This is a genomic window from Nostoc sp. (assembly GCF_036917615.1).
Lineage (GTDB): Bacteria > Cyanobacteriota > Cyanobacteriia > Cyanobacteriales > Nostocaceae > Nostoc.
The window spans coordinates 192,149-215,977 of sequence record NZ_JBALCZ010000069.1 but is presented as its reverse complement, the minus strand read 5'-3'; the positions used below and the strand labels follow the sequence as shown (position 1 = coordinate 215,977).

Sequence of the window (23,829 nt, the reverse complement as noted above, 5' to 3'; positions counted from 1 at the left end):
GAGATGTTAATCGAGATGGTTATAGTGATTTAATTGAAGTTTGGCAAGATGGAGCAGTATTCAAGTCCGCAAGTCACTTGAACAATGGACAAGGTGTATTTAATAACCTAGCTGCCACAACTGTTGTGGGTGATTTTAGAGATAACACACAGTATCTCACTGGAGATGTTAATCGAGATGGTTATAGTGATTTAATTGAAGTTTGGCAAGATGGAGCAGTATTCAAGTCCGCAAGTCACTTGAACAATGGACAAGGTTCATTCATTTAATAATAGAGCCATCACTGAAGGTGAGTTTAAATTTTCACTATATGTTCAGTTTACAACTATCGAGAATATACGATCCGACTTTTGAAATTTTAGTCTAATACAGACCAATACTTTTCGGTTAAGCATTTTAGACTAGGAATTTGGCTTAGGGAAAAGTTTAAAGGGTAGGGTTAAAGGTTTTTCCCCTTTCACCTTCCCCTTTTCCCCTTAACCGAGCAGTATTTTAATACAGACCCAACCCCCAACCCTTTACCTTGAAGGGAAGGGGAGTAAGGCTCAAAGCCTCTCTCCTAAAAAGACAGAGGAATGGAAGTGAGATCAAAACTGTACTACACCCAAGCGAGAACGGCTATAGTAAAGTTATCTCCTAACTGCAAATAACTTTGCGCTTATCTGAATCCTCTAAGAATCATCAAAGGAAATTTTTTAGTTAGCGAACCTTTATTTTTACCAGTTCAAAACTATGTCTGCGGCTGGCTATGCTGGGGTGAAAAACATATCCAAAATGGATTATAACTTGCGGGATGAGAGAGTGAAAGCTGCGATCGCAGTTAATCCAATCACTAAGTCATTTACATCTTTATAAAATCAGAGGCTCAATTTTTGCTTGCACTTCTTCAATTAGATCCTCTTCAACTTTCTCTACAAACAAAACTTTCCTAGCTTTCCAGTCTAGGGATTTGATCTGATCCGCTAGTACTACGCCACTGGTTATCATTCCATCAGGAAGCGGAACCTCAAAATTAAAACCTTTTTTTTGATTAGTAATTGGACAAATTAGAACTATAGAAGCCATTCGATTATATTTTAATGGCGATATAACTAAAAAAGGGCGATAGCCCATCTGCTCACGCCCTTCAGGTTTCAGTTCAGCACTCAGTGTTTCAGCAATATCTTCAAATGACATTCCTGATGTTCTCAGCGCTAACACTTGTCGGATAGAATCAGCCGTAATTTGCTTTGCTGTTCCGCAGTCTAACTTGACAATATCACCCCTACCTGGAACGTATGGTTTAACTACCAAACTTCATTCCCCACAGCAGAACCAGTATCTATTTCAGGATGGAAGTTATCTGGAGTCATACCTTCCAATAATTCATCAAGCGTATATTTTTTTCGCTGCTGCGGCGTGATTACAATACTATTGCCTGAGACACTGAAAGTTATGTCTGTCCCCTCTTTTACATTAACTTGTTCAGCCAAAGCTTTCGGAAGTCGAATAGCTAGGCTATTTCCCCACTTAGTAACAACTGTAGTCATAACTATTTCAAAATGCTTTCTTAGAGAATTACACACCCAAAGATAAAACTTTCGCAGCTTGACGTGCCTACTTTGGCCTATCTTACGTATCTACTTTGAATATACCATAATTTCTCTTTTTGGTGCGTTACTGAAGCTGTAATACACCGAAAACCATCTTCTCATTGTTCGCACTTACCTAATTAGTGTAAAAAATGTAACAAGCAGAGTGAATATGCGATCGCATTCATCCTTATCGGCATATACTTTAAAGAAATATGACATTTAATTGCGCTATTGTAAAATTCAGCTTTACATAAGTTGATTTATGAGCCAGTTTGAAAATACTACCGCCCAAGCTACTGCTCTGACTAACCACGATCGCATACCCATTCACATACCTGGCTCTATTCAACCTCATGGTGTACTACTGGCACTCAGTACTCAGCTAGAGATACTCAAAGTTAGCAACAATACCCAATTATATTTGGGCAAAAAGCCAGAAAATTTGCTCGGTAAACCCTTGAGCTATTTGCTTGACGCTCGGCAAGTGGAAACTGTCAAGCAGTGCTTGGTGAAAAAAATTGGCAGTGCTAATACTTTTAAAGTATCAATAAATACTTTGCATCAAGAACAAGATTTTGACGCTATTGCTCATCGTACAGAAGAGGCTGTGATTCTGGAGCTAGAACCGACTGACTCAAAATCTGAGGTGAGTTTCTTAAGCTTCTATACTTTAGTGGGTGAAGCGATCGCTAAAATGCAAAGGACATCCAATCTGATCGAATTTTTGGATTTGGTGGCACAAGAAATCCAAAAAATCATCGGTTTTGATCGGGTAATGGTCTATCAATTTGACCAGTCGGGAGCGGGTTCTGTTATTTCAGAAGTCAAACGCGAAGATTTATCACCTTATTTAGGACTCCACTATCCCGCTACAGATATTCCAGCGCAGGCTAGGGAGTTATACACGCGTTGCTTTCTGCGATTTCTCCCCGATTTGACTGCTGAACCTGTCAAACTAGTTCCACTGGAAATGACAACAGATCAGCATCTTGACTTAAGCTATTCTGTGCTACGAAGTTTTGATTGGTGTTGTGCTGAATATCATCAAAATATGGGAGTGAAGGCTCTTTTGGTGATTTCGCTGATTCAAGAGCAAAAGCTTTGGGGATTAATATCCTGTCACCATCAAACACCAAAGTATATTTCTTACGAAGTACGCAAGATGTGCGAATTTTTGGGACAGATTGTGTCTTCAGAATTAGCGCACAAAATTAGTTACTCGGAATGGGACTATAAGGTAAAGCTGAAATCGCTACAGTCTGATTTCCTAGAGTCCATTTCCCAGGCAGACAATTTTATAGATGCCTTAATCAAAACTGAAATCCGCTTGCTGGATCTTGTTAGTGCCTCAGGAGCGGCGGTTTGTCTGGATAATGAAATTACCCTTGTGGGAACAACACCGAATATTGAGCAGGTGCGGGCACTGATTGAATGGGCGGATACCCAAGTTAGCGACAACCTGTTTTCTACTGACTCTCTGCCGAAGCTTTACCCAAAGGCGCTGATATTTAAAGATACTGCCAGTGGCTTGCTGCTACTGCGGATTTCTAAAGTCCGGCGCTATTACATCCTGTGGTTTCGCCCAGAAGTTCTCCAAACGGTACACTGGGCAGGTAATCCAAAAGAATCCATTCAAGCTCAAGCAGATGGTAGCCTTAGCCTGTCTGTGCGAAAATCCTTTGAACAATGGCAAGAAACGGTTAGATTAACTTCTCTACCTTGGAGGACGTGTGAACTTGACAGTGCGATCGCTCTCAGGAATGCGATCGTTGGTATTGTACTCTCGAAAGCGGATGAGTTAGCTAAAATCAACCTGGAGTTAGAGCGCAGCAACCAAGAACTAGCATCCTTTGCTTACGCGGCTTCCCATGACCTCAAGGAACCTTTGCGGGGAATTTATAACTTCTCGACGGTGCTGCTGGAAGACTATGGTCAAGTATTAGATGATGAAGGAATTGAGTGCTTGCAAACAGTAGTGTCCTTGTCTGTACGCATGGAAACTCTGATTAATGCTCTACTGCGACTCTCGCAGTTAGGACAAGCACAACTGCGCTTGCAAGCAACTGACCTCAACGAATTGCTCAACCAAGTAATTGATGTTTTTCGTGCTAGTCGTCATGACGCTCAACTTGCCGATGTTCGCATTCCTCGGCCTTTACCAACAGTTCAGTGTGACCGAGTTCTTGTTAATGAGGTCTTCAGTAATCTGCTTGGCAATGCATTCAAATACAACGATAAGGCAGAGCAATGGGTTGAGATTGGCTACTTAGATCAAGAAGGAGCAGGGGGAGCAGGGGGAGCAGGGGAGCAGGGGAGCAGGGGAGATAAAGTTAAACTAATGCCCCATACTTCTCTACCAGAGGCTACTTCTCTGCGAGAGGCTGCGCCAACGGCTACGCTCAGCACAAGTGCGCCAACGACGCCGGCTCCATCGAGCGTACCCCTACGGGGAAGCAAGCTACGCGTAGCGTCTCGTAGAGAAGTCGAGATGCTCAGTACAAGTGCCCAATCTCCAATCTTTTATGTCCGAGATAACGGTATTGGAATTCCAGAGCATCACCTAGAAACTATCTTTCGACTATTTAAGCGGCTCCACTCTCAGGAAAAGTACGGTGGAGGAGCAGGTGCAGGACTAGCTATTGTTAAGAAGATTGTTGAGCTTCATAACGGTCAAATTTGGGTTGAATCTACCGTAGGCGTTGGCTCGATGTTCTATTTTACGCTGGAATAGTTTAAGATAGTGACCAAATATATATTTTTGTTAAGTTCTTTTAAGACCACGAATGACAAAAAAACTTCATGAACCGCTGCTGGTTGTTGAAGACAGCAATGAAGATTTTCGGATACTGCAACGCCTCATGCGGCGCATGTCCGTCCAGAACCCCATACACCGTTGTACTAATGGGGATGAGGTTTTAGAGTTCCTCTATCAACAGGGGAGCGATGCCGGCGCTAAGGGCGAAGCCTTATGCAACTCTAAAGTAGCACTACGACCCTCTGTGATCTTGCTCGATCTGAATTTGCCAGGTATTGATGGCCGTGACATTTTAGATCGGCTCAAGCAAGACAAGAGTTTCAACAGAATCCCCATCGTTGTTTTTACCACATCATCTAACCCCAAGGATATTGAATTGTGCTACCAAAAGGGCGCAAATGGATATCTGGTAAAGCCGATGGATGCTGAGGAACTAAAAAAGACAATCCAGGCATTCGTGGACTATTGGCTTGAAGCCAATACGCCGCCAGTCTTGGATTAATTTGTTTATTTTCTGTTGATCAGGCAGTAGGGACAATAGGATAACAAAAAAGACGGCTCAGAGGGCATAGCGATATTTTCCTCTTTGAGTCACTGTGTCTGCTTGTCTGTGGTAGATGCGTTTTCCCCATCTTCCTGTTTTTCCTACCGTGTTCGACTGCTTGTATTGCTTTAGAATTACTAAAGAATTTAGATTTTATTTAGACTTATTTTATATTATTTTTAGAATTATGCAATGAAAACACAATCTGGATAAAAGGGATCTATATGGTTCCCTGATCCTCACAACCTTATGTTGGACACATGGACGCTACTGATCATTGATGATTGTGCAGCAGATCGGAAAATCTATCGTCGATATCTTTTGAAAGATCCGCACCAGTCTTACCAAATTTTGGAGGCAGACTGTGCAGAAGAAGGACTTGCTTTGTGCCAAAAAGTACGCTGCGATGTGATTGTGCTGGATTTTTGCCTACCTGATATGAGTGGATTAGAACTCTTCGATCAGATGCAGCAGGAGATATTTAAAACTTCTGTCCCCGTGATTATGTTGACAGGGCGTGGTGATGAAGAGATAGCTGTGCAAGTAATGAAACGGGGTGCGTTGGATTATTTAGTCAAGCAACATCTGACACAGGATGTGCTGCAATTAGCAGTTCGCAACGCCATCAAGCAATCGTGCTTGCAAGCCCAACTGATCAAAACTCAGGAGAGACAGCGCCTAATTGCCACCACATCTCTACGAATTCGCCAGTCTCTTAACCTAGAGCAAATTTTGAATACGGCTGTAGTTGAGGTACAGCAACTTCTGAAGTGCGATCGCGTGATGGTGTATCAGTTTGCCCCAGATACCGACGGTAAAATAGTTGCCTCATCAGTTGAGTCATACCACACTGTAGCACTGTGCGATCGCGTCGAGGCTGGGGACTGGGGGCTGGAAACTGCACAAGAAGCAGGAGAGCATACTTCTCTACCAGAGGCTACTTCTCTGCGAGAGGCTGCGCCAACGGCTACGCTCAGCACAAGTGCGCCAACGACTGCGCCCTTCTCTACCTTGGGCTGCGCCAACGGCTACGCTACTTCGGCTTCGCCCTTCTCTACCTTGGGCTGCGCCAACGACGCCGCTCAGGACAAGCTCAGTACAAGTCAGGACAAGCTCAGTAACCAGGGGAACAGGGGGAAAATTCCTCTCTTCTGCACCCTTTCCCCTGCTCCTCTGCCTCTTGTGCCCAATCCTCAATCCCCAATCCCTTATATCTATGAGCTTGGCTTGTGTAATTGTGTCAGCCTGAAAGAGCAATTTAATCCTAAAGCAAATCTGGTGGTTCCGATTAATCTCAGCAACAATGGGAACCCAACCCCCAAACTTTGGGGTTTGTTGATTGCTCACTATAATTCCGGGGAACGAGAGTGGCAAACTGATGATGCACAGATGCTCAATGAAGTTTCGGTGCAACTAGCGATCGCCATCCAACAAGCGGAATTGCTAGCCCAAACTCAAGCAGCGCTTGCCAAAGAAAAGCAACTCAATGCATTTAAATCTCAAATCATTGCAACGGTTTCCCATGAGTATCGAACGCCGCTAACTTCAATTCTTGCGGCTGCATCAACTTTGGTAAAACATAGCCAGCAACTGGATGAGCATAAACAACAGAAGTTTCTAGGAATCATTGAACATAAAGCAAGGTATATGTCCAAACTCGTGGATAATATGCTTCTGGTTAACCAATTTGAACTAGAAAAACCCAAATTTAAGCCAATCCCGCTCGATTTACTGCAATTTTTTGCTGATTTGATTGAACAAGAGCGAGAAACAGCAGGCGATCGCCACGAATTTATTTTTCAAATTACTGGGAATCACCAGGGCTTTTGGGGCGATCGCGGACTTTTGCAGCAAATTTTTATTAACTTAATGTCCAATGCAATTAAGTACTCTCCAGATGGAGGGACTGTGGAATTCCACCTGATCGGCAAAGAATCAGAAGTAATCTTTTACATCAAAGATCAGGGAATTGGTATCCCAATAGCAGATCAAGAAAATTTGTTTCAATCGTTCAGTCGTGCAAGTAATGTTGATACAATCTCTGGCACAGGCTTAGGGCTTGCGATCGCTAAAGCTTGTGTCGAGTTACATGGTGGCAATATTACCTTGTCTAGTGAAGTGGGACAAGGAACTAAAGTTACAGTCAGCTTACCGAAGTTATTCCCAAAGGGTCAAGTATCTCTATCATCAACTTGACGTTCTACGCATCTTAGTTGTCTTCTAGCAGGTTTAGAATCTTCCTCACTAACTCCTCTGGGTCTAATGGCTTGGTAATGTGAGCTTGAAACCCAGCAGTCAGTGCTTTTTGCTGGTCAATATCTGCGGCATAAGCGGTAAGCGCGATCGCCGGAATCGTTCCTCCCTGATTAGGTGGGCGTGAATGAATTTGCTGGATCAGCATATAGCCATCCATCTGGGCCATGCCTATATCACTCACAATTACATCAGGAATGAAACTATCAAGTACTTGCAATGCTTCTAGCCCAGACGCTACGGCTGTCACTTTTGCGCCATTTTGTTCTAGCAAAAATGCTTGAAACTCGCGAGTATCAGTATCATCATCTACAAGCAAAATTTGCAGGTTGCTTAAGGGAGTCTCTGCGCTTGATGCTTCAGCGTCGGCTGAGTCAAGTACAATTTTTACTGACTGGTTCAAGATAGGTATTTGAACTGTAAAGGTTGCGCCCTGATTCTCACCCAAGCTTTCTGCCTTGACTGTGCCACCGTGCAGTTCCACAATTTGGCGGACGATCGCAAGGCCCAAACCCAAGCCACCAAATCTGCGTGTCGTCGAGCTATCCTCTTGCCGGAAATACTCAAACACATGTAGTAAAAATTCCGGTAGAATGCCAATGCCTGTATCGATCACCCGGATTTGAGCCTGCCCTGCAATTTGCCTTAATTCAATGATTACTTGTCCGTCATCTGGTGTAAATTTGACGGCATTGGTAAGCAAGTTCCACACCACTTGCTGCAAGCGGGCAGCGTCACCAGAGATAGGTGCAGTCGGATCAAGATCAATCTGTAAGTTAATATTCTTTGCTTCTGCTGCTAAACGCACCGTTTCCAGGGCAGCAGAAATCACAGAGATTAAATTAAGGGGAGCCACTGTTAAGGACAGCTTGCCCCGCATAATCCGCGAAATGTCGAGTAAGTCTTCAATTAATTGTGATTGCAGTTTGGCGTTGCGCTCAATCGTTAGTAGTGCTTCGTGTTGACGGGCGGCATTGAGCTTGCCTTTTTGCAACAGTTGTGCCCAGCCCAAGATGGGGTTGAGGGGCGATCGCAACTCATGAGACAGCACCGCTAAAAACTCGTCTTTAATCTGGTTAGCTCGTTGCAATTGTTCTGCGTGTTCCTGAATCGAGACAATTAGGTTGGCTCGCTCAAGGGCGATCGCTATCTGCTCAGACATCAATTGCATCAAATCAATTTCTTCTGAGGTAAAGCGAGTGCGGGTGCAGCTAGCAAAGCAGATGGTTCCCAATAACCGTTCTTGGACAATTAACGGTTGACCGACATAAACGGTGGCACCCAGGTCGCGGTGGGTTTGGGCATGAGGATGAGTGGCAATTTGGGCGCGATCGAGAACGAGTTGCTGTCGTTCTTGAGCTACCCATCTACAAAGGTCTTCACCGAACTCAAGCCACTCGATCGCCTCTGCCATCTCTTGACTAATGCCCTCATAGTTTTGCAAATGCAGTCTGGGGCGGTTGTCTTTTGACTCGACGATGTAGTTGTAGTAATAGTCCAACCCTAGGTGGGGTGAGAGTTTGCTAAATAGGTTATGCATCAGTGTCATCGGTTGCTCAACCGCCAGGAGATCGCTGGTGATGTCATAGAGCAACCGCAAGCGTTCTTCAGCTTGCCGCTGTGAAGTGACATCGCGCATGATTTTGATAAATCCTTGCACGTTGTCGGCTTCATCGCGTAAGGGCATCACAAAGCCACTACCCCAAAACCGACTACCGTCCTTTCGGATATGCCAGCACTCATTTTCTGCCTGTCCTTGAGTTTGGGCGGTCTGGAATTCCCAGCCAACGCGGTCTTTTAGGTTGTCTTCGCGGCTGTAAAGGCTGTGACAGTCACTGCCAATTATTTCTGCTTCTGAATACTTAAACAACTCTTCAGCACCAGCACTCCAACTGGTGATTATAGCGTTGGGATCAACGGTTAAAATAGCATATTCTTTTGCACTTGCCACCATTAACCGAAGGCGAGCTTCACTTTGTTTGAGGGCAATTTCGATTTGTTTGCGAGCGGTAATGTCGTAGGACATTGCCAGCACAGCATCAACCTCACCGCGCTCGTTGCGTAAGGGTGTGCCATGAGAGATATAGTAGCGATTGTGGTTGTAATGCTCTAAGCTAAACGATTCGCCATTGAGAGCTTGACGGTAGTAGGGTTCGTAGCTGTCTGCCAGGGCGGGTTCAAGGGCTTCCCTGAGTGTTTTGCCAACAAAGTTTTCAGTAGTCATGCCGACCCACTCCAGCGCTTCGCCTTCTGCCAGCTGGTAGCGCAAATCTCGATCCACAATGAACACAGCGCCATGAGGCAGTTTGGCCGCGACTTGACGCAAGCGGGCTTCGGCAAGTTGGCGATCGCGCTTTTCTTGGGCTTCTCGCAGCGCTCGTTGGACACAAGGAACCAACCGCCGTAAGTTGCGCTTGAGCACATAGTCAGTGGCTCCCAGTTTCAGCGCTTCAATCGCCAATTCTTCGCCCATACTGCCAGAGACGAAAATAAAGGGCGTGTCAGGACAAAGCTTCTGGGCAATTTTCAAGGCGGAAATGCCATCAAAACCAGGCAAGGTATAGTCTGCCAAAATCAAATCAAACGCATTGGTTTCTAATGTCTTCACAAACTCAGCGCGAGTTTCTACCCGGAGCAGTTCAAAATTAGCGCCGCCATCGGTCAGGGTGACATGTATCACCTCTGCGTCAAGGGGATTGTCTTCGAGCAAAAGAAAGCGCAGTCCTGTCATAACTACACCTCATGTTTGGGGAGCGAAAAGTAAAACGTTGCGCCCTGGTCGATTGCGCCTTTTGCCCAGATGCGTCCGCCATGTCGATGAATGATCCGCCGTACAGTGGCAAGCCCGACTCCCGTGCCAGGAAACTGTTCCTGGGGATGCAGCCGTTGAAATATGCTAAATAGTCGATTGCAGTATTTCATGTCGAACCCTGCACCATTATCTTTGACAAAGAAAATCACTTCCTGCTCCTGTTCAATCCTACCAATTTTGATTGCAGCTTCGCTGTTATTGCGGGTGTACTTGACGGCATTCGACAGCAAATTTTGCAGTACTAGCCGCAGGAGTATCGGGTCAGCCTCTACCATTGCCAATGGTTCGATTTGCCAGTGGAGCGATCGCCCGATTAATTCCGGCTGCAATTGTTCTCGCACCTGCTGCACCAATTGACTGATATTAACAGTGGTCAAATGCATTTTTGTCTTCCCCAGGTGGGAAAACTCCAGCAGGTCGTTTACCATTTTTTCTGCCTCAAGAGCAGATTTAGTGATAATATTGAGAGTCTGCAAACTGGATGCATCGACGACGGTTGCATCGAGCTTGCCTTGCAATTGCTCGGCAAAGCTGCTGATGTAGCGTAGCGGCGTTCGCAAGTCGTGGGATATTGAGGAAGAAAACGCCTCCAGTTCTTGGTTGATGGCTTCTAGTTGAGCCGTGCGGGCTTTCACCTGTTGCTCCAAACGCTCATTGAGTGTTTGTACCGCCTGCATCACCTGTTCGCGGTAGACCGCTTCGCGTCGCAGTTGTGCTAATTGAAGGTTGGCATTGACTCGCGCTAACAATTCTCGTGCCGAGAAGGGTTTAATTAAGTAGTCATCTGCGCCAGTTTCTAAACCTTGCACCCGTGATTCTTCACCAGCACGAGCAGAGAGCAAAATAATCGGGATTGTCTGGGTATTTGGTGAAGCCCGTAGCGATCGCAGCAAATCAAAGCCATCCATTCTCGGCATCATCACATCTGCTAACACCAAGTCATAGATGGCACTCCCACCACGCCGGATCGCAGTCAGTGCGGCTAACCCGTCATTTACAGTTTCCACCTCGTAATACTGGTTTAACAACCGCCTGAGATAGCCGCGCATGTCGGCGTTGTCATCCACTAGGAGAATACGCGCCCTTTTGGAGCTTGGAGCTTGAACTTCCGAGTTCTGAGCTTGAACTTCCGAGTTCTGAGCTTGAACTTCCGAGTTCTGAGCTTGAACTTCCGAGTTCTGAGCTCGAACTTCCGAGCTTTGAGCATGAACTTCCGAGTTCTGAGCATGAACTTCCGAGCTTTGAGCTTGAACTTCCGAGTTCTGAGCTTGAACTTCCGAGTTCTGAGCTTGAACTTCCGAGTTCTGAGCTTGAACTTCCGAGTTCTGAGCTTGAACTTCCGAGTTTTGAAATTCTGTACTTTCTTCAGGTAGCCAATGTAAGGCTTCTTCAACAAAAGCATTCGCCGTTACAGCCGACGATGCCAGTGTCGAGGCAACCCAAATTTGGTCGGCGGGTAGATGGGCGATTCCGGCGGGGATAGTGACGGTGAAGATTGTACCTTGGTCTACTGCGCTCGTAACTGCGATCGCGCCGCCATGCCGCTTGACGAGTTCCTGCACCAGAGACAAGCCAATGCCTGAGCCTTCATAGCTGCGCCCCTTCGCGCCTTTGACTTGATAGAACCTCTCAAACAGGTGAGGCAGTTCGGAAGCGAAAATACCTACGCCCGTGTCGCTGACTATCAATTCAACTCTGTTTACTTTGGGTTGGAGCGAGACAGAAATGATCCCCTTGAAGGTAAATTTTAAGGCATTGGAGAGCAGATTCAACACAATCTTTTCCCACATTTCTCGATCAACGTAAATGCGATCGGGCAGGGGAGGACAATCGACGATTAACTGCAAATTGGCATTCTCAATCGCCGAGCGAAAAACACTTGCCAGTTCAGCCGTGTAGGTGGATAAGTCGGTGGGTTCGTAGTTTGCCTTCAGGCGATCGGCTTCGATGCGGGAGAAGTCGAGTAGGGTATTGACTAATTTCAGCAAACGCAAGCTGTTGTGGTGGGCGAGTTCTAGCCGTTCCCGTTGTTTTTGAAGGAGATTGGCCGAATCGCTCAGTGCATCCTGCAAAGGAGCCAGTATCAACGTTAGCGGTGTGCGGAATTCGTGGCTAACGTTGCTAAAGAAGAGGGTTTTGGCGCGATCGAGTTCTGCAAGAGTCTCGGCGCGTTGGCGTTCTTGTTCACGGGCAGCTTGTTCTCGAATCAGTTGGATTTGATTGGCTTGGGCCTGTTTGCGATCGTTGATGTTACGGAAGACGATCGTCACTTGTGGATTTTGTGAATTACCGTAGGGGAACACATCGACTTCAAACCAGATATTGAGATACTCCTCGTACATCTCAAAGTGAACCAGGTCGTTCGTGACAAGCGCCTGGTGGTAGTGTTCAAACCAACCTGACTCAACAGAAGGGATGAGTTCTCTCAGGGTTTTGCCTTGAGCCTGGGGCAATCCGGTTTGGGACTCAAACGAAGGGCTGACTTCTAAGAAGCGACAATCGACGGGTTGATTGTCATCGTCATACAGCATTTCGAGCAGTGCGAAGGCATCGTTGATCGACTCAAACAGCGATCGATATTTTGCTTCTGATTCGCGCAACGCTGCTTCGGCGCGGGCGCGTTCGACTGCTGCCCAGGTGCGATCGGCGGTTTCTTCGATCAAAGATATTTCCGCTTTCGTCCATTGGCGCGATGCGGCTTGGTGAATGCTCATGATGGCGCGTACTTTTCCGTTTTTCACCAGCGGCACGCCGATGGCAGCCCGCACCAGAATTGCATCGAATACCGCTTTTGCTTTTGCCGTCAGTTGAGCGTCTCCTTGAGTGTCATTAAGCACAATCGTTTGTCCGGCGCGATAGTGGTTCATCATCTCAGGATCGAAATCCGAAAACTTCATCTGCCGGGGAAGCGAAGACACTTCGTTTGCATAACCCGGACTGAAAATTATCGTGTTCTCGTCATTCAGGACTTCGCCGTAGAAGGCGCGATTCACGTCGAGATGCTCGCCCAATATCTGCATTGCCGTATCCTGAACGTCAGACGGATCGCTCAGAGGGCGCAGCGCATCGCTCAACTTCAAAATAAATTGCTGCTGTTCTTCGCGCTGTTTGCGCTCGTTGATGTCCCTGAATAAAACGGCGACGCGGTTTTCGCCGGACGCGCCGATGCGGAAAGCGAAAACTTCAAACCAGCGGTGTAACCCTTCGGCGCGGTGGTGTTCGAGACGCGCGGACTTGCCGATCAAAGCGACTTCGCCGTAAAAGTCGAACCAGAATTGTTCGTGTTCGGGCGCGAATTCGCGCATCGTTCGACCGACGGCGTTTTCCATTCCCGATTGATTAGAGAACGCCCGATTCGCTTCGAGAAAAAGATAATCGAACGGCTTTCCTTTTTTGTCGAACATCATCTCGATAATGCAGAAGCCGACATCTATCGAATCGAACAAGCCGCGATATTTTTCTTCGGATTCGCGCAGGGCTTTTTCCTGCCGCTTGCGCTCAGAGATGTCATGGAACACGACGGCGACGCGATTCTCGCCCGGCGCACTGACGCGAAAGGCGTAGACATCGTAGACAAACCCAATCGCTTTGGCTTCGTTTTCAAAGCGCACCGATTCACCCGTGCGGGCGACGCGCCCGTAAACGTCAAACCAGTATTGTTCGTGGGTCGGAGCAAACTCGCGCACAGTCTTACCGATTGCGTTGTCCAGCCCGGTTTGTTTCTGGAACCACCGATTCGTTTCCAGAAAGCGGTAATCAAAAGGCTTGCCCGCGTCGTCGAACAACACTTCGATAATGCAGAAGCCGTCCTCAATCGTCTCGAACACGTTGCGGAACTTTTCTTCCGATTCGCGCAACGCTGCTTCGGCACGCGCGCGTTCCTGAGCCTCAAAGTGACTATTAATGATCACGGCGGCGGACTGCGTGACGATTTCGGCAAGCGCCAGGTCGCCGGGCATTGCCTCACGCGGTTGGCAAAAGTACATTGCAAACGTCCCGACGCCTTTTCTGTCGTCGCGCGTCACGATAGGTAAAGACCAGCAGCCGCGATAGTCATACGCCTCAGCCATCTGAACCCAGGGTTGCCACAACGGCTCTTGGGCAACATCACGCGTTAAAACCGGACAACCCATCGGAATTGCCAGCCCGCAGGCGAGGGAATCTTCACCAATGGCAAACCCGTCCACCTCCTTCAAGTAAGAATCGGGCATACTTCCCGCGCCATAAACCGGGTGCAGGCTTTTTCCCTCCGCATTGGCGATGTAAAAAGCTGTCCGCGCCTCGCCCGCAGTTTCTTCAGCAACAAGGCGAGCGAGAATGCCGAGCGAATCTGCCAGCGGTGCGCCATTGACCGCTGCCTGAAATGCTTCTTTCTGCCCGTGCATCCGCTTCTCATTCTCCCGCAGGGCTGTTTTCGCTTGCCTCTGCTCAATTAAATCTGCCGCCTGTCGTGCCAGCACATCGAGCAGACCCAACTCCCGTTCAGATGGCTGATGCGGTTCCTGCCAATGAGTAGAAATCATGCCGACAGCCCGACCACTGCGCGAGAGCAACGGTGTGGTTTGCACAGCCCTGATTCCCGAACGGCGAAAAGCATTGAGATCCCCACTGCCAGCCATAAATTCGTAGGTTTCTATATCGGGAATGATCGCCCGCTCACCCGTGTTCAAAGCGATGCCGCAGGGAGTCTCTGAATCAACCTGCACCCGCTCCCAAAATGCTGCTGATGCCGGGTCAAATCCTTTCCACGACAAGTAACTGAAGTTCGTTGCGGTCAGGGTGCAGCATTTGCATACTGCCCATGTCTGAGCGCATGAGGGCGATCGCCGCATCCAAAATCTGCTCATACAGGGCATCAATATTTTCCTCTTGAATCAACTGGCTGCTAATGAACTGTAATTGCTTGGCATCCGCCAATTCTACCGCCAGTCTCGCCTCACTCTCGCGCAACGCGACTTCGACTTGTTTGCGATCAATGGTATCTTTGTCAAGTTCCGGCGCTTCCTGCAATGCCCGTTCTACCGATGGCACTAACCGCCCTAAGCGTTGCTTGAGTACATAATCTGTCGCCCCCTGTTTGATCGCTTCAATCGCCAATTCTTCGCCCAAACTGCCAGAGATGAAAATAAACGGTATCTCAGGACGTAGGCGACGAGCGATCGCTAGTGCCGCAATCCCATCAAAACTAGACAAGGCATAGTCTGCCAAAATCAAGTCGATTTCGTCGGTTTCCAGTGTTCTAATAAAATCAGCGCGAGTCTCTACTCGCAGTAGTTCACAGTCAATCCCACCCTCTCTCAGCGTGGCTTGCACCACTTGTGCATCAAGTAGATTGGCTTCGAGCAAGAGAAACTGAAATGCTGACATTATTTTCCTTCTGGTGTTTTGGTAGTACCCAGTGACAAGTGCTTGCGATCGGCGGTTTCTTCGACATTTGCCGAGCAGATTTGCGCCAGTGCCTTCATATTTCCATTGGTCACAAAAAGCTCTTTAGCCACGCTACCTTAACCTCATTTACGGTAATAATAGTCAGGTAACGCCTGACCGAAGAATCTTACAGATCCGTTCAGCAAGAAAGCCTTAAGCATAAATAATTACAATTTATATATATTTTGCCAATTTTATGCCAAATTTTAGTATCATAAACTGTTTATCATATTTCTACAATAAATAGCAGCCCCCCTTAGAGGTTGTTTGAAAAGTCATGATTGATGTATCAAATATTTTTTACCCTACCCTAACCCTCCCCGTATGTATTGGGGAGGGAACCGGATTTTTCTTGTTTCCCCCCACCCAATACATCGAGGGGATTAAGGGGGGTAATAATGTGATTAAAATTACAGCAAACTACTTTTAAAACAACCTCTTAAAGGATATATTAACAATTTTTCCCAACACCGAATCAATAGATTACGGTGTAGGAAAAATTGCGGATTTAATTGATGTTTTGAGCATTATATTGATGAGCATTTTCTAAAATTTAGAAGTTGTAAATAAGTTGATATAAATAAACCAAACTATGTTAAAAAACGTAAATAGGCTTAAAAGCTTTACCAATGACAAATGACTAAAGACAAATGACAGCCCTCTCCTGTCGGAGACGCTAGGCGTAGCTTGCTTCCCCGAAAGGGTACGCCAGTTATCTTTAATTGCACCGACCTACTTAACTAATGATTTTGTGTTATTTCAAGGTTTTCTCAACTTAAACAAACCATTTGACTGGACTTCTCACGACTGCGTGGCGCGGGTGCGAAAATTGTTGCGCCTCAAACGTGTAGGACACGCAGGAACTTTAGATCCAGCAGCTACAGGGGTCTTACCGATCGCACTTGGTAAAGCCACAAGATTATTACAATATCTACCAGAAAACAAAGCTTACAAAGCCACTATTCGGCTGGGTGTGCGGACTACAACCGATGATTTACAAGGTGAAATCATCACTTCTCAACCTTGTGCTGGATTGAGTTTGGCAGAAGTGAAAACTGTACTGGCACAATTTGAAGGCAAGATTGAGCAAATACCACCGAATTATAGTGCAATTCAAGTGGATGGTAAACGTCTCTACGACTTAGCACGCCAAGGGAAAACGGTGGAAGTTCCAGTGCGAACAGTGGAAGTTTTTCAGATAGATATTTTGGACTGGAGAGAAGGAGATTTTCCCGAATTGGATGTAGCGATCGCCTGTGGTTCTGGTACATATATTAGAGCGATCGCTCGTGACTTAGGTGCAATTTTAGAAACTGGTGGCACTCTTGCAGCTTTGATTCGCACTCAAAGCAGTGGTTTCGATTTAACAGATAGTCTCACTTTGACAGACTTAGAAACTAAACTGCAAGCTAAGACATTTCAACCTTTTGTACCTGATGCGGCTTTACAACATTTGTCATCTGTTACTTTACCAGCAACATCGGCTCAAAAATGGTGTCAAGGTCAGCGAATTTCTCTAACTTTCGATGTTTCTGAAATAGTGCGAGTTTATGATCAAGAGACTCGCTTTTTAGGTATTGGCCAATTACAAGACGAAGTGTTGATTCCTCAAATGGTTTATGAACCGATTTCTTAGCTCGACTTTATCCAAAATTATGAACTAGGTTTTCTTGAGCTGGAAAAACCTTAGCTTTTTAGCAAATACTTTTTCCAAGTCACTGATTATCGGTGAAATCGAAAAAGTCAAACGACAGTCCCACAAAGGTTTCAGCGTTAGCTTGAGCGTTGCGAAAAAATGGATAAAGTCGAGCTTAGAGGATGTTTTAAAAGTCCTATTGTTGCCATCAAAACGTTCTAGAGCCTCCTAAATCCCCCGATAAATTGGGGGACTTTGATTCTAGTCTCCCCCAATTTATCTCTTAGCCAGCGCGGGAACAGGGGTCTCCCCAAGTGGAGCGACTGGCGTGGGTTAGGGGGCAATACGGTTCAGTTAGCGTCAAAAACCTTAAAGAGCGTAGGTTGTGTTGAAGAACGAAACCCAACATTCTTCGCGATTTGTTGGGTTTCATTTCGTATCCCTGCTCTTAAGAGGATGTTTTAAAAGTGTTTGGCTGTGATTTTAGGCACTTATTGATCCCCCCTAACCCCCCTTCAAAAGGGGGGAACCGGAATCAAAGTCCCCCTTTTGAAGGGGGATTTAGGAGGATCTAGAACGTTTTGATACCGACAATAGGACTTTTAAAACATCCTCTAAGCAAGCTACAACCCAACCTACAATTTTCCTTAACCCAAGCGTATTGGGTTAGGGGGGATCAATAAGTGCTGAACTCTAACTAAACACTGGAATGCTTCGCTACTAGCCGTGTGACACAATTAGAAGAATAATATAAGCAACTGCTATGACACAAAGGCTAAATCGGATTGAGGCAATCCTAGAACGGACAGCACAAAGGGCTGAAGCGAATAGAGTTGCGATGTCTAGCGACAAGCCGCTTCTGTACGAGAGGCTACTTCGGCTACGCTCAGCACAAGTGCGCCAACGCGTCTACGCTCAACTAGGCTTAACCGTAAATTCGTTGGTGCAGGTAGTTGAGATACATCAGCTCAACCATGAAGCAACTCAAGGTAACTTTGAAGGAATTGTAACCGAACTCAGAGAAATCAGATCGGAAATTAGAGGGTTGAGAACTGAAAGTCAACGTATTCTAGAACATTTATTCGGTAGACAGGAGAACGGCGAGTAATGAGCGATCGCCATAGTCATACTACTGCTGCACGTCTAAATGTCTACATCCAAGGTCAAGGATTCCCCATTCTGGGCTTACATGGTCATCCTGGTACTGGTCGTAGTCTTTCTGTCTTTACCAATCATTTATCAAAACGTTATCAAACTTTTGCCCCTGATTTACGTGGATACGGCAAAAGTCGCTGGAATGGCAATTTTGATATGAATGACCATTTAACTGATTTAGAAGCGCTGCTAGACCGCTTTGAAATTGAAAAGTGCCTAGTATTGGGATGGTCACTTGGGGGCATTTTGGCAATGGAATTGGCATTACGTTTGCCAGAGCGTATTACAGGGCTGATTTTGGTGGCAACAGCGGCAAAACCCCGTGGCAGCCATCCGATCATCACTTGGCAAGATAATTTATATACTGGCGTTGCTGCGCTATTAAACTATATAAAACCGAGTTGGCAATGGAATATTGAAACTTTTGGTAAGCGATCGCTTTTCCGCTACCTAATCCAACAACATACATCTACCACTTACAACTACATCGCCACTGAAGCAGTACCAGCTTATTTACAAACCTCTCCTACTGCTACTCGCGCCCTCTATAGTGCAATTCAATCGGGATACAACCGACTTCTAGATTTGCAACAAATACAATGTCCTAGTTTAGTACTTGCTGGTGACCAAGACCGCCACATTACATCTGATTCCAGCTTAGAAACTGCTCGACACCTGCAAAATTCTCAGTGGCAGTGCTATCCCAACACCGCCCATCTTTTCCCGTGGGAAGTTCCCCAGCAGGTGCTGAATGACATTGACCATTGGCTCGAAGTTCATCCGCAGGTAATTGGTAGTCAACAATAATTACTAATTCGTAATTCGTAATACTCGCCTCCGGCGAGAAGCAAGCTACGTAATTCGTAATTAAATTGAGAGTCAGAGGAAGTGACCTCTAAGGGTTGTGCCGTTACAAGTGGGGTCTAAATTCCCATCCATAGTCTCGTAGAGAGGATGGGGACTTTCGCGATCTCGTTAAAAAATTTTGACTATTGACACAGAAGATATGGTGACGCTGTGAGTGAAAAAGACGCGGTAACGCGGTAAAAGAATTCTCGGTGTCCCGATGTCTTTGCACCTCCGTATCCCCGCGTCCTATTCATTCTCTGGCCTAACTTAAAATTTGACCGCCAAAGGCAGGCTGTACTTTGCGGTCAAATCTTTCCCCCAAGTCTTCAGCGATTGTTAAGGTATTAGGTTTGCAGCGCTTGACATGCACAGCAATTCCCTGCGCTCCCTCGACCTCCAAATCTTCTATATATCCAGTGCTTGACAATCTGGCATCAGAAGAACTCAGAAATGGTCCGAAGTAGTACGTGCAGCGCGGATTCTGCGTCACAATTTCTACCCACCAAGCCAAGCCGATGTAGTCGAATGTGTTAATCAACACTTCCTTGAGGTTATGCCAAATGGTTTTCATGGTTTTCGCCGATTTATATAACGTGCTACAGAGTGTTAAACGATATGTTACTTGATTATCTTTTACATTTCTTTATACTCTAGTTACTGTTATTTTTTCAAAGAAAATTTATGTAATTTATCTAAGTGCAGCGTATTTAGCGATCGCTGCCGATAAATTTCATAAAGCGCCATACCCGCTGCTACGGAAGCATTGAGGCTGGGAGTCTTACCCTGTAGAGGAATCGATACTAAAAAATCACAGGAGCGTTGAGTTAACATACTCAGACCTTCGCCTTCTGAGCCGATTACTAAAACGATTGGGCTAGTGAAATTGACTGTATGCAAGGGTTCGCTCCCACTTGCAGCAGTGCCGTAAATCCAAAAGCCAGCTGCTTTTAATTCTTCTAAGGCGCGGCTGAGGTTGACAACTCTAGCTACAGCAAAATTTTCTAAAGCACCTGCTGCCACTTTCATGACAGTGGAAGTGATCCCAGATGCCCTTCTCTGGGGAATCACCAATCCTTGAGCGCCTATTGCTTCGGCGGTGCGAATAATTGCTCCCAAGTTGTGGGGATCAGTAATTCCGTCAGCCACTACAATTACGCCATCGGTTACAGATTTGGCCTGTTCAATTAGATCCGGCAATTCGATGTAGGCGTAGGGAGCAATTTGTGCCGCTACACCTTGGTGATTGGCTCCGTTGGTGAGATAGTCTAAGCGCTTGGGTTCAACCTCATCAATAACTGTGCCATTTTCCTTCGCTTGCAGGAGAAAATGGTGAAAGCTAGGATCGTACCGCAGACGGGTAGTAATCCAGATCCGGTTGAGATTGCGCTGATTTTGCAATGCCCTCAATACTGGATGACGACCATAGATGAGATCGCTATCTTCTTCTATCGGTGTAGATTCAGACGCCTGGGAGAAGTTGCTATTTCGTTGTCGGGAGTTGCCAATGGGGTTGCTATCTATTTTTCTGGGATTGCCAGTCGGATTAGCAACAGAGATGGGGTTGCTATCTATTTTTCTGGGATTGCGAACAGGATTACTAACAGAGATGGGGTTGCTATCTATTTTTCTGGGATTGCGAGTGGGGTTCGTAACAACACGCTTACCCGGAATTTTTACGGGTTGTCCACGATTTGGTTCGCTAGAAGTCTTGACTTTTCTTGGTTTCTGCTGCATTTGAGTTATAGATATAGCGTATGGTTGATCATCCCGATTACCTCGATATCTTGAACCTAATCTAGTGTTGTGGCCATTGGGAAATCGAGTTTTCACTCTTTTTCTACATGAAGTATTTGCAACAGTTCGGTTAGACGCTGGTAATCGGTGAGATATAAGTAGCCAATTAAGGTTTCTAGACTAGTTGCCTGTTGATAAATTTCGGGATTAAGTCGCTTTGGGCGTCCTGTAGCGGCGTTTCTGCCCCGTCGGACAATTTCTAATTCGGTGTCCCTGAGATGAGGAATCAGCGATCGCAAATGTAGCGCTTGTGTTTCCGCTCTTACCTGCTCCACTACCAGACGATGGTAAATTCCTGACCGTTGTAATGGCAGCAGATAGAATATTCTAACATATAACTCATAAATTGCATCCCCCAAATATGCTAAAGCACTAGGAGAAATTTGTTGTACTTGTGAAAGAGAAACCTCTTGGAATGGCGCTGTGGTTGCCAAGAGTGCTTGAGTCCAAGATAAACTGTGTTTGGGAGTTTCATCTTGTCCATCTAATAGCTCTTCCTCCTGTGACTTCACAAATAAATCATTCCTTGACGGGCTAGATTTGGCAGGCATTCTTCCCAAAGACTAATTTTTATGAAGTATGCCATGATAGTATACTTAGCATAATCAATACTATCAAAATTACTTCCTAATTTCATCTTTTTGATTGAGAGTTGGCATTTTAGATCACCTGATGTCAACGGCTATAAACCAAATTTTCCTTACTTATTGTGGTCTATGCCTAAGATAGAGTAAAATTTGGACATCAAATTCACCTTTTTACTTGATCACATTGCCATGCTTACTTAGTAAGCGACAATTTTTAACTATACAGTATCAAGAAAAGTTTACATATAGACAAATCTGCTGGCTTTGTATTTCCTACAAGTTTTTCAGCCTTGATTGTTTATCCGAATATTCTAGCCAACAATTGCATACCCAAGAATTGGCTGTCTATATCTTTAATTCTTGCTCAACTTAGAAACATAATAGCTCAACTGGCTTTGCCCCTCTCCCACAAGGAGAGAGGTTTTCTGCCAGAAATTTTAAAAATTCAGCTATCCGATGTTGAATCTGGATAGCTGAATTGATCTCTCAGGTCGAGCAATCAAGACTACTTGACGTTTTCTAGAGCTTCTTCAACTGATTTTTGCAGGGAGAGAAACTTCTCTAGGCGAACAAGCTTGACCGTTTGAGTGACGCGGGCATTCGTGACAATTTGCAAAGTGCCCTCAGCAGTTTGAGCCTGTTTGGCTAGCTGCACCAGAGCACCCAAGCCAGAGCTATCAATGAAATCGATTTGTGAGAGATCCAAAATAATATGCTTAGGGCCCTCGTCAATCTTGCTGCCAAGTACCTTGCGAAATGTCGGCTCCGAAAAGGCATCTAACAAACCTGTGAGGCGGAATAGCTGACAGTTATCCCGGACTTCACGAGTGCCCCTCAGGCTAACGGTTAGATTCAGTGGTTCAGCAATAATTCCCTCCTCATGAGTTAAAGTGAACGCTCAAGTATAGATGGTTTTTGAGCAAGTTGTCTACAATCTGCTGGAATAGGGCATTGGGCATTGGGCATTGGAAAATTCTTTTCTAGTCCCTATGCCGTATAGTTCTCTACGAGAGGCTGCGCCAACGGCTTACCTCGGCTTTGCTACTTCGACGCCGCCCAACTCTTGGAGAGGCTAACGCCAAGGGAGAAGACCGCACTGCCTCCCCCATGCTCCATGCCCCATTCCCTATTTTTACCTCACCTCGGCTGCCACGGCTTGACGTGCTGTTCGCATGGTTTGGACAAATTGCTCAAACAAGTAATCAGCATCGTGGGGACCAGGACTGGCTTCTGGGTGATACTGTACGGAGAATACAGGTAAAGATTTGTGACGTACCCCGGCAATGGTGCGATCGTTTAAGTTCAGGTGGCTGATTTCCACAACTGCCGTAGGCAAAGAATCTGGGTCAATAGCAAAACTATGGTTTTGGCTGGTAATTTCTACCCGTTGTTGTGAGCCAGCAGGCTGATTTAAACCACGGTGACCAAATTTGAGTTTATAGGTTTCTGCCCCTAGTGCATGACCTAAAATTTGGTGTCCCATACAAATACCAAAGATGGGTTTTTGACTTAACAAGAGCGCTTTGGCAGTTGCAATCCCTTCGGTGACGGCAGCAGGGTCACCAGGCCCATTAGAAAGAAACACACCATCTGGATTGTAGTTGAGAATTTCCTCTGGTGAGGTATTAGCAGGTACAACAATCACCCGACAACCGTAACTTGTTAAGCGACGCAAAATATTGCGTTTTACGCCAAAGTCAAGGGCAACAACCGTAAAGGGTTCCCCAAGATTTTCCGCAGCCTCAGAGTTGAATTCCCAAGCTGGAATTGTGGGATCTGACCATTCATAAGCCGTTGGGGTGGTGACTTCACCAACCAGATTCAATCCCGCCATGTTGGGAGCCGCCTGTATCTGCTCTAGCAATTCCGCCTCATCGAGAATGACTGTGGAAATGCCACCGTTCATGGCTCCGAACATCCGAATTTTGCGGGTGAGGGCGCGGGTATCGATGCCATAGATCCCTGGTACTTGATTTTCTTTGAGGTAGTCAGGCAAGGATTGTGTCGATCGCCAGTTACTTGGTCGGTGACAAATATTGCGCGCGATCGCACCTCGCACTTGGGGACCATCTGATTCCTCATCTTCAGGATTGACGCCAGTATTGCCCAATTCAGGATAGGTAAAAATGACAATTTGACCGCAGTAACTTGGGTCGGTCAGGACTTCTTGGTAGCCAGTCATCCCAGTGTTGAACACCACTTCTCCGATCACGGTTCCTGTAGCACCGAAAGACCAACCGCGATAAGTGGTTCCATCTGCCAGGACAAGTAAGGCTGGTATTGCGTCAGACAGGGGCATAGGCGATAGATTGGATACTGGGGATCGGGCATTGGGCATTGGGGATCGGGCATTGGGCATTGGGAAAACTCTTCCCTGTTCCCTATTTTCCATACTCTATGCCCCATGCCCTAATACTGCGATTGTTAATTATCCCATGATTTG

At 46.1% G+C, this 23,829-nt stretch carries 18 protein-coding genes and 1 pseudogene; 8 read left to right on the top strand and 11 right to left on the bottom strand.

Going from position 1 to position 23,829, the window contains the following annotated elements:
- Positions 1-269 (top strand): hypothetical protein (locus tag V7K85_RS25715; RefSeq protein ID WP_334817822.1); only part of this gene is annotated, 269 nt, incomplete at its 5' end.
- Between the two features lie 463 nt (positions 270-732).
- On the top strand, positions 733-855 hold the full coding sequence (locus tag V7K85_RS25710) for a hypothetical protein (protein ID WP_334817820.1): 123 nt from the start codon (positions 733-735) through the stop codon (positions 853-855).
- Here the strand turns inward: V7K85_RS25710 and V7K85_RS25705 are convergent.
- Positions 850-1,293, bottom strand: a complete 444-nt coding sequence (locus V7K85_RS25705) for a type II toxin-antitoxin system PemK/MazF family toxin (protein ID WP_334817818.1) — start codon at positions 1,291-1,293, stop codon at positions 850-852. The two genes, V7K85_RS25710 and V7K85_RS25705, sit on opposite strands and share 6 nt — an antisense overlap.
- Positions 1,287-1,529, bottom strand: coding sequence for an AbrB/MazE/SpoVT family DNA-binding domain-containing protein (locus V7K85_RS25700; RefSeq protein WP_334817816.1), 243 nt, complete (start codon positions 1,527-1,529; stop codon positions 1,287-1,289). The genes V7K85_RS25705 and V7K85_RS25700 overlap by 7 nt, the downstream gene beginning before the upstream one ends.
- Before the next feature lie 307 nt (positions 1,530-1,836).
- On the opposite strand from V7K85_RS25700, the gene V7K85_RS25695 reads away from it, so the two are divergent.
- The 3 genes from V7K85_RS25695 to V7K85_RS25685 all read left to right on the top strand — a co-directional run bounded on the left by V7K85_RS25695 (position 1,837) and on the right by V7K85_RS25685 (position 7,069).
- Positions 1,837-4,305, top strand: a complete 2,469-nt coding sequence (locus V7K85_RS25695; RefSeq protein ID WP_334817814.1) for an ATP-binding protein — start codon at positions 1,837-1,839, stop codon at positions 4,303-4,305.
- Between the two features lie 52 nt (positions 4,306-4,357).
- On the top strand, positions 4,358-4,831 hold the full coding sequence (locus V7K85_RS25690; RefSeq protein ID WP_334817812.1) for a response regulator: 474 nt from the start codon (positions 4,358-4,360) through the stop codon (positions 4,829-4,831).
- A gap of 291 nt (positions 4,832-5,122) precedes the next feature.
- Positions 5,123-7,069, top strand: a complete 1,947-nt coding sequence (locus V7K85_RS25685) for an ATP-binding protein (RefSeq protein WP_334817810.1) — start codon at positions 5,123-5,125, stop codon at positions 7,067-7,069.
- A gap of 13 nt (positions 7,070-7,082) precedes the next feature.
- Here the strand turns inward: V7K85_RS25685 and V7K85_RS25680 are convergent, their stop codons facing one another.
- The 4 genes and pseudogenes from V7K85_RS25680 to V7K85_RS25665 form a co-directional block, all read right to left on the bottom strand.
- The gene (locus V7K85_RS25680; protein WP_334817808.1) at positions 7,083-9,857 is read right to left on the bottom strand and encodes a response regulator; all 2,775 of its coding nucleotides are present in this window, start codon (positions 9,855-9,857) and stop codon (positions 7,083-7,085) included.
- A 2-nt stretch (positions 9,858-9,859) separates the two neighbouring features.
- Positions 9,860-13,456 carry an ATP-binding protein gene (locus tag V7K85_RS25675; protein ID WP_442940623.1) on the bottom strand — a complete coding sequence of 1,199 codons (3,597 nt, stop codon included), beginning with the start codon at positions 13,454-13,456 and terminating at the stop codon, positions 9,860-9,862.
- Positions 13,457-13,471: 15 nt separating this feature from the next.
- A pseudogene (locus V7K85_RS36675) lies at positions 13,472-14,770 on the bottom strand (GAF domain-containing protein); the annotation flags it as partial.
- On the bottom strand, positions 14,673-15,305 hold the full coding sequence (locus tag V7K85_RS25665) for a response regulator (RefSeq protein WP_334817806.1): 633 nt from the start codon (positions 15,303-15,305) through the stop codon (positions 14,673-14,675). The gene V7K85_RS25665 and the pseudogene V7K85_RS36675, both read right to left, overlap by 98 nt.
- An 811-nt stretch (positions 15,306-16,116) precedes the next feature.
- Here V7K85_RS25665 and truB point away from each other — a divergent pair.
- From truB to V7K85_RS25650, 3 genes are all read left to right on the top strand, one after another.
- Positions 16,117-17,001, top strand: a complete 885-nt coding sequence (gene truB, locus V7K85_RS25660; protein WP_334817804.1) for a tRNA pseudouridine(55) synthase TruB — start codon at positions 16,117-16,119, stop codon at positions 16,999-17,001.
- Between the two features lie 763 nt (positions 17,002-17,764).
- Positions 17,765-18,109: a hypothetical protein gene (locus V7K85_RS25655; protein WP_334817802.1), complete on the top strand. Its 345-nt coding sequence runs from the start codon at positions 17,765-17,767 to the stop codon at positions 18,107-18,109.
- The gene (locus V7K85_RS25650; protein ID WP_334817800.1) at positions 18,109-18,963 is read left to right on the top strand and encodes an alpha/beta fold hydrolase; all 855 of its coding nucleotides are present in this window, start codon (positions 18,109-18,111) and stop codon (positions 18,961-18,963) included. The genes V7K85_RS25655 and V7K85_RS25650 overlap by 1 nt, the downstream gene beginning before the upstream one ends.
- A gap of 304 nt (positions 18,964-19,267) precedes the next feature.
- Here the strand turns inward: V7K85_RS25650 and V7K85_RS25645 are convergent, their stop codons facing one another.
- The 5 genes from V7K85_RS25645 to carA form a co-directional block, all read right to left on the bottom strand.
- Positions 19,268-19,576 carry a DUF1816 domain-containing protein gene (locus V7K85_RS25645; RefSeq protein ID WP_334817799.1) on the bottom strand — a complete coding sequence of 103 codons (309 nt, stop codon included), beginning with the start codon at positions 19,574-19,576 and terminating at the stop codon, positions 19,268-19,270.
- Positions 19,577-19,665: 89 nt separating this feature from the next.
- Positions 19,666-20,739 (bottom strand): 23S rRNA (guanosine(2251)-2'-O)-methyltransferase RlmB, encoded by a 1,074-nt coding sequence (gene rlmB, locus V7K85_RS25640; RefSeq protein ID WP_334817850.1) that lies wholly within the window; start codon positions 20,737-20,739, stop codon positions 19,666-19,668.
- 92 nt (positions 20,740-20,831) lie between these two features.
- Positions 20,832-21,311 (bottom strand): Mini-ribonuclease 3, encoded by a 480-nt coding sequence (locus V7K85_RS25635; protein WP_334817848.1) that lies wholly within the window; start codon positions 21,309-21,311, stop codon positions 20,832-20,834.
- 580 nt (positions 21,312-21,891) lie between these two features.
- Positions 21,892-22,257 (bottom strand): STAS domain-containing protein, encoded by a 366-nt coding sequence (locus V7K85_RS25630; protein ID WP_190727785.1) that lies wholly within the window; start codon positions 22,255-22,257, stop codon positions 21,892-21,894.
- 261 nt (positions 22,258-22,518) lie between these two features.
- Complete coding sequence (carA, locus tag V7K85_RS25625; RefSeq protein WP_334817798.1) at positions 22,519-23,685, bottom strand: glutamine-hydrolyzing carbamoyl-phosphate synthase small subunit; 1,167 nt, start codon at positions 23,683-23,685, stop codon at positions 22,519-22,521.
- Positions 23,686-23,829: the final 144 nt, after the last annotated feature.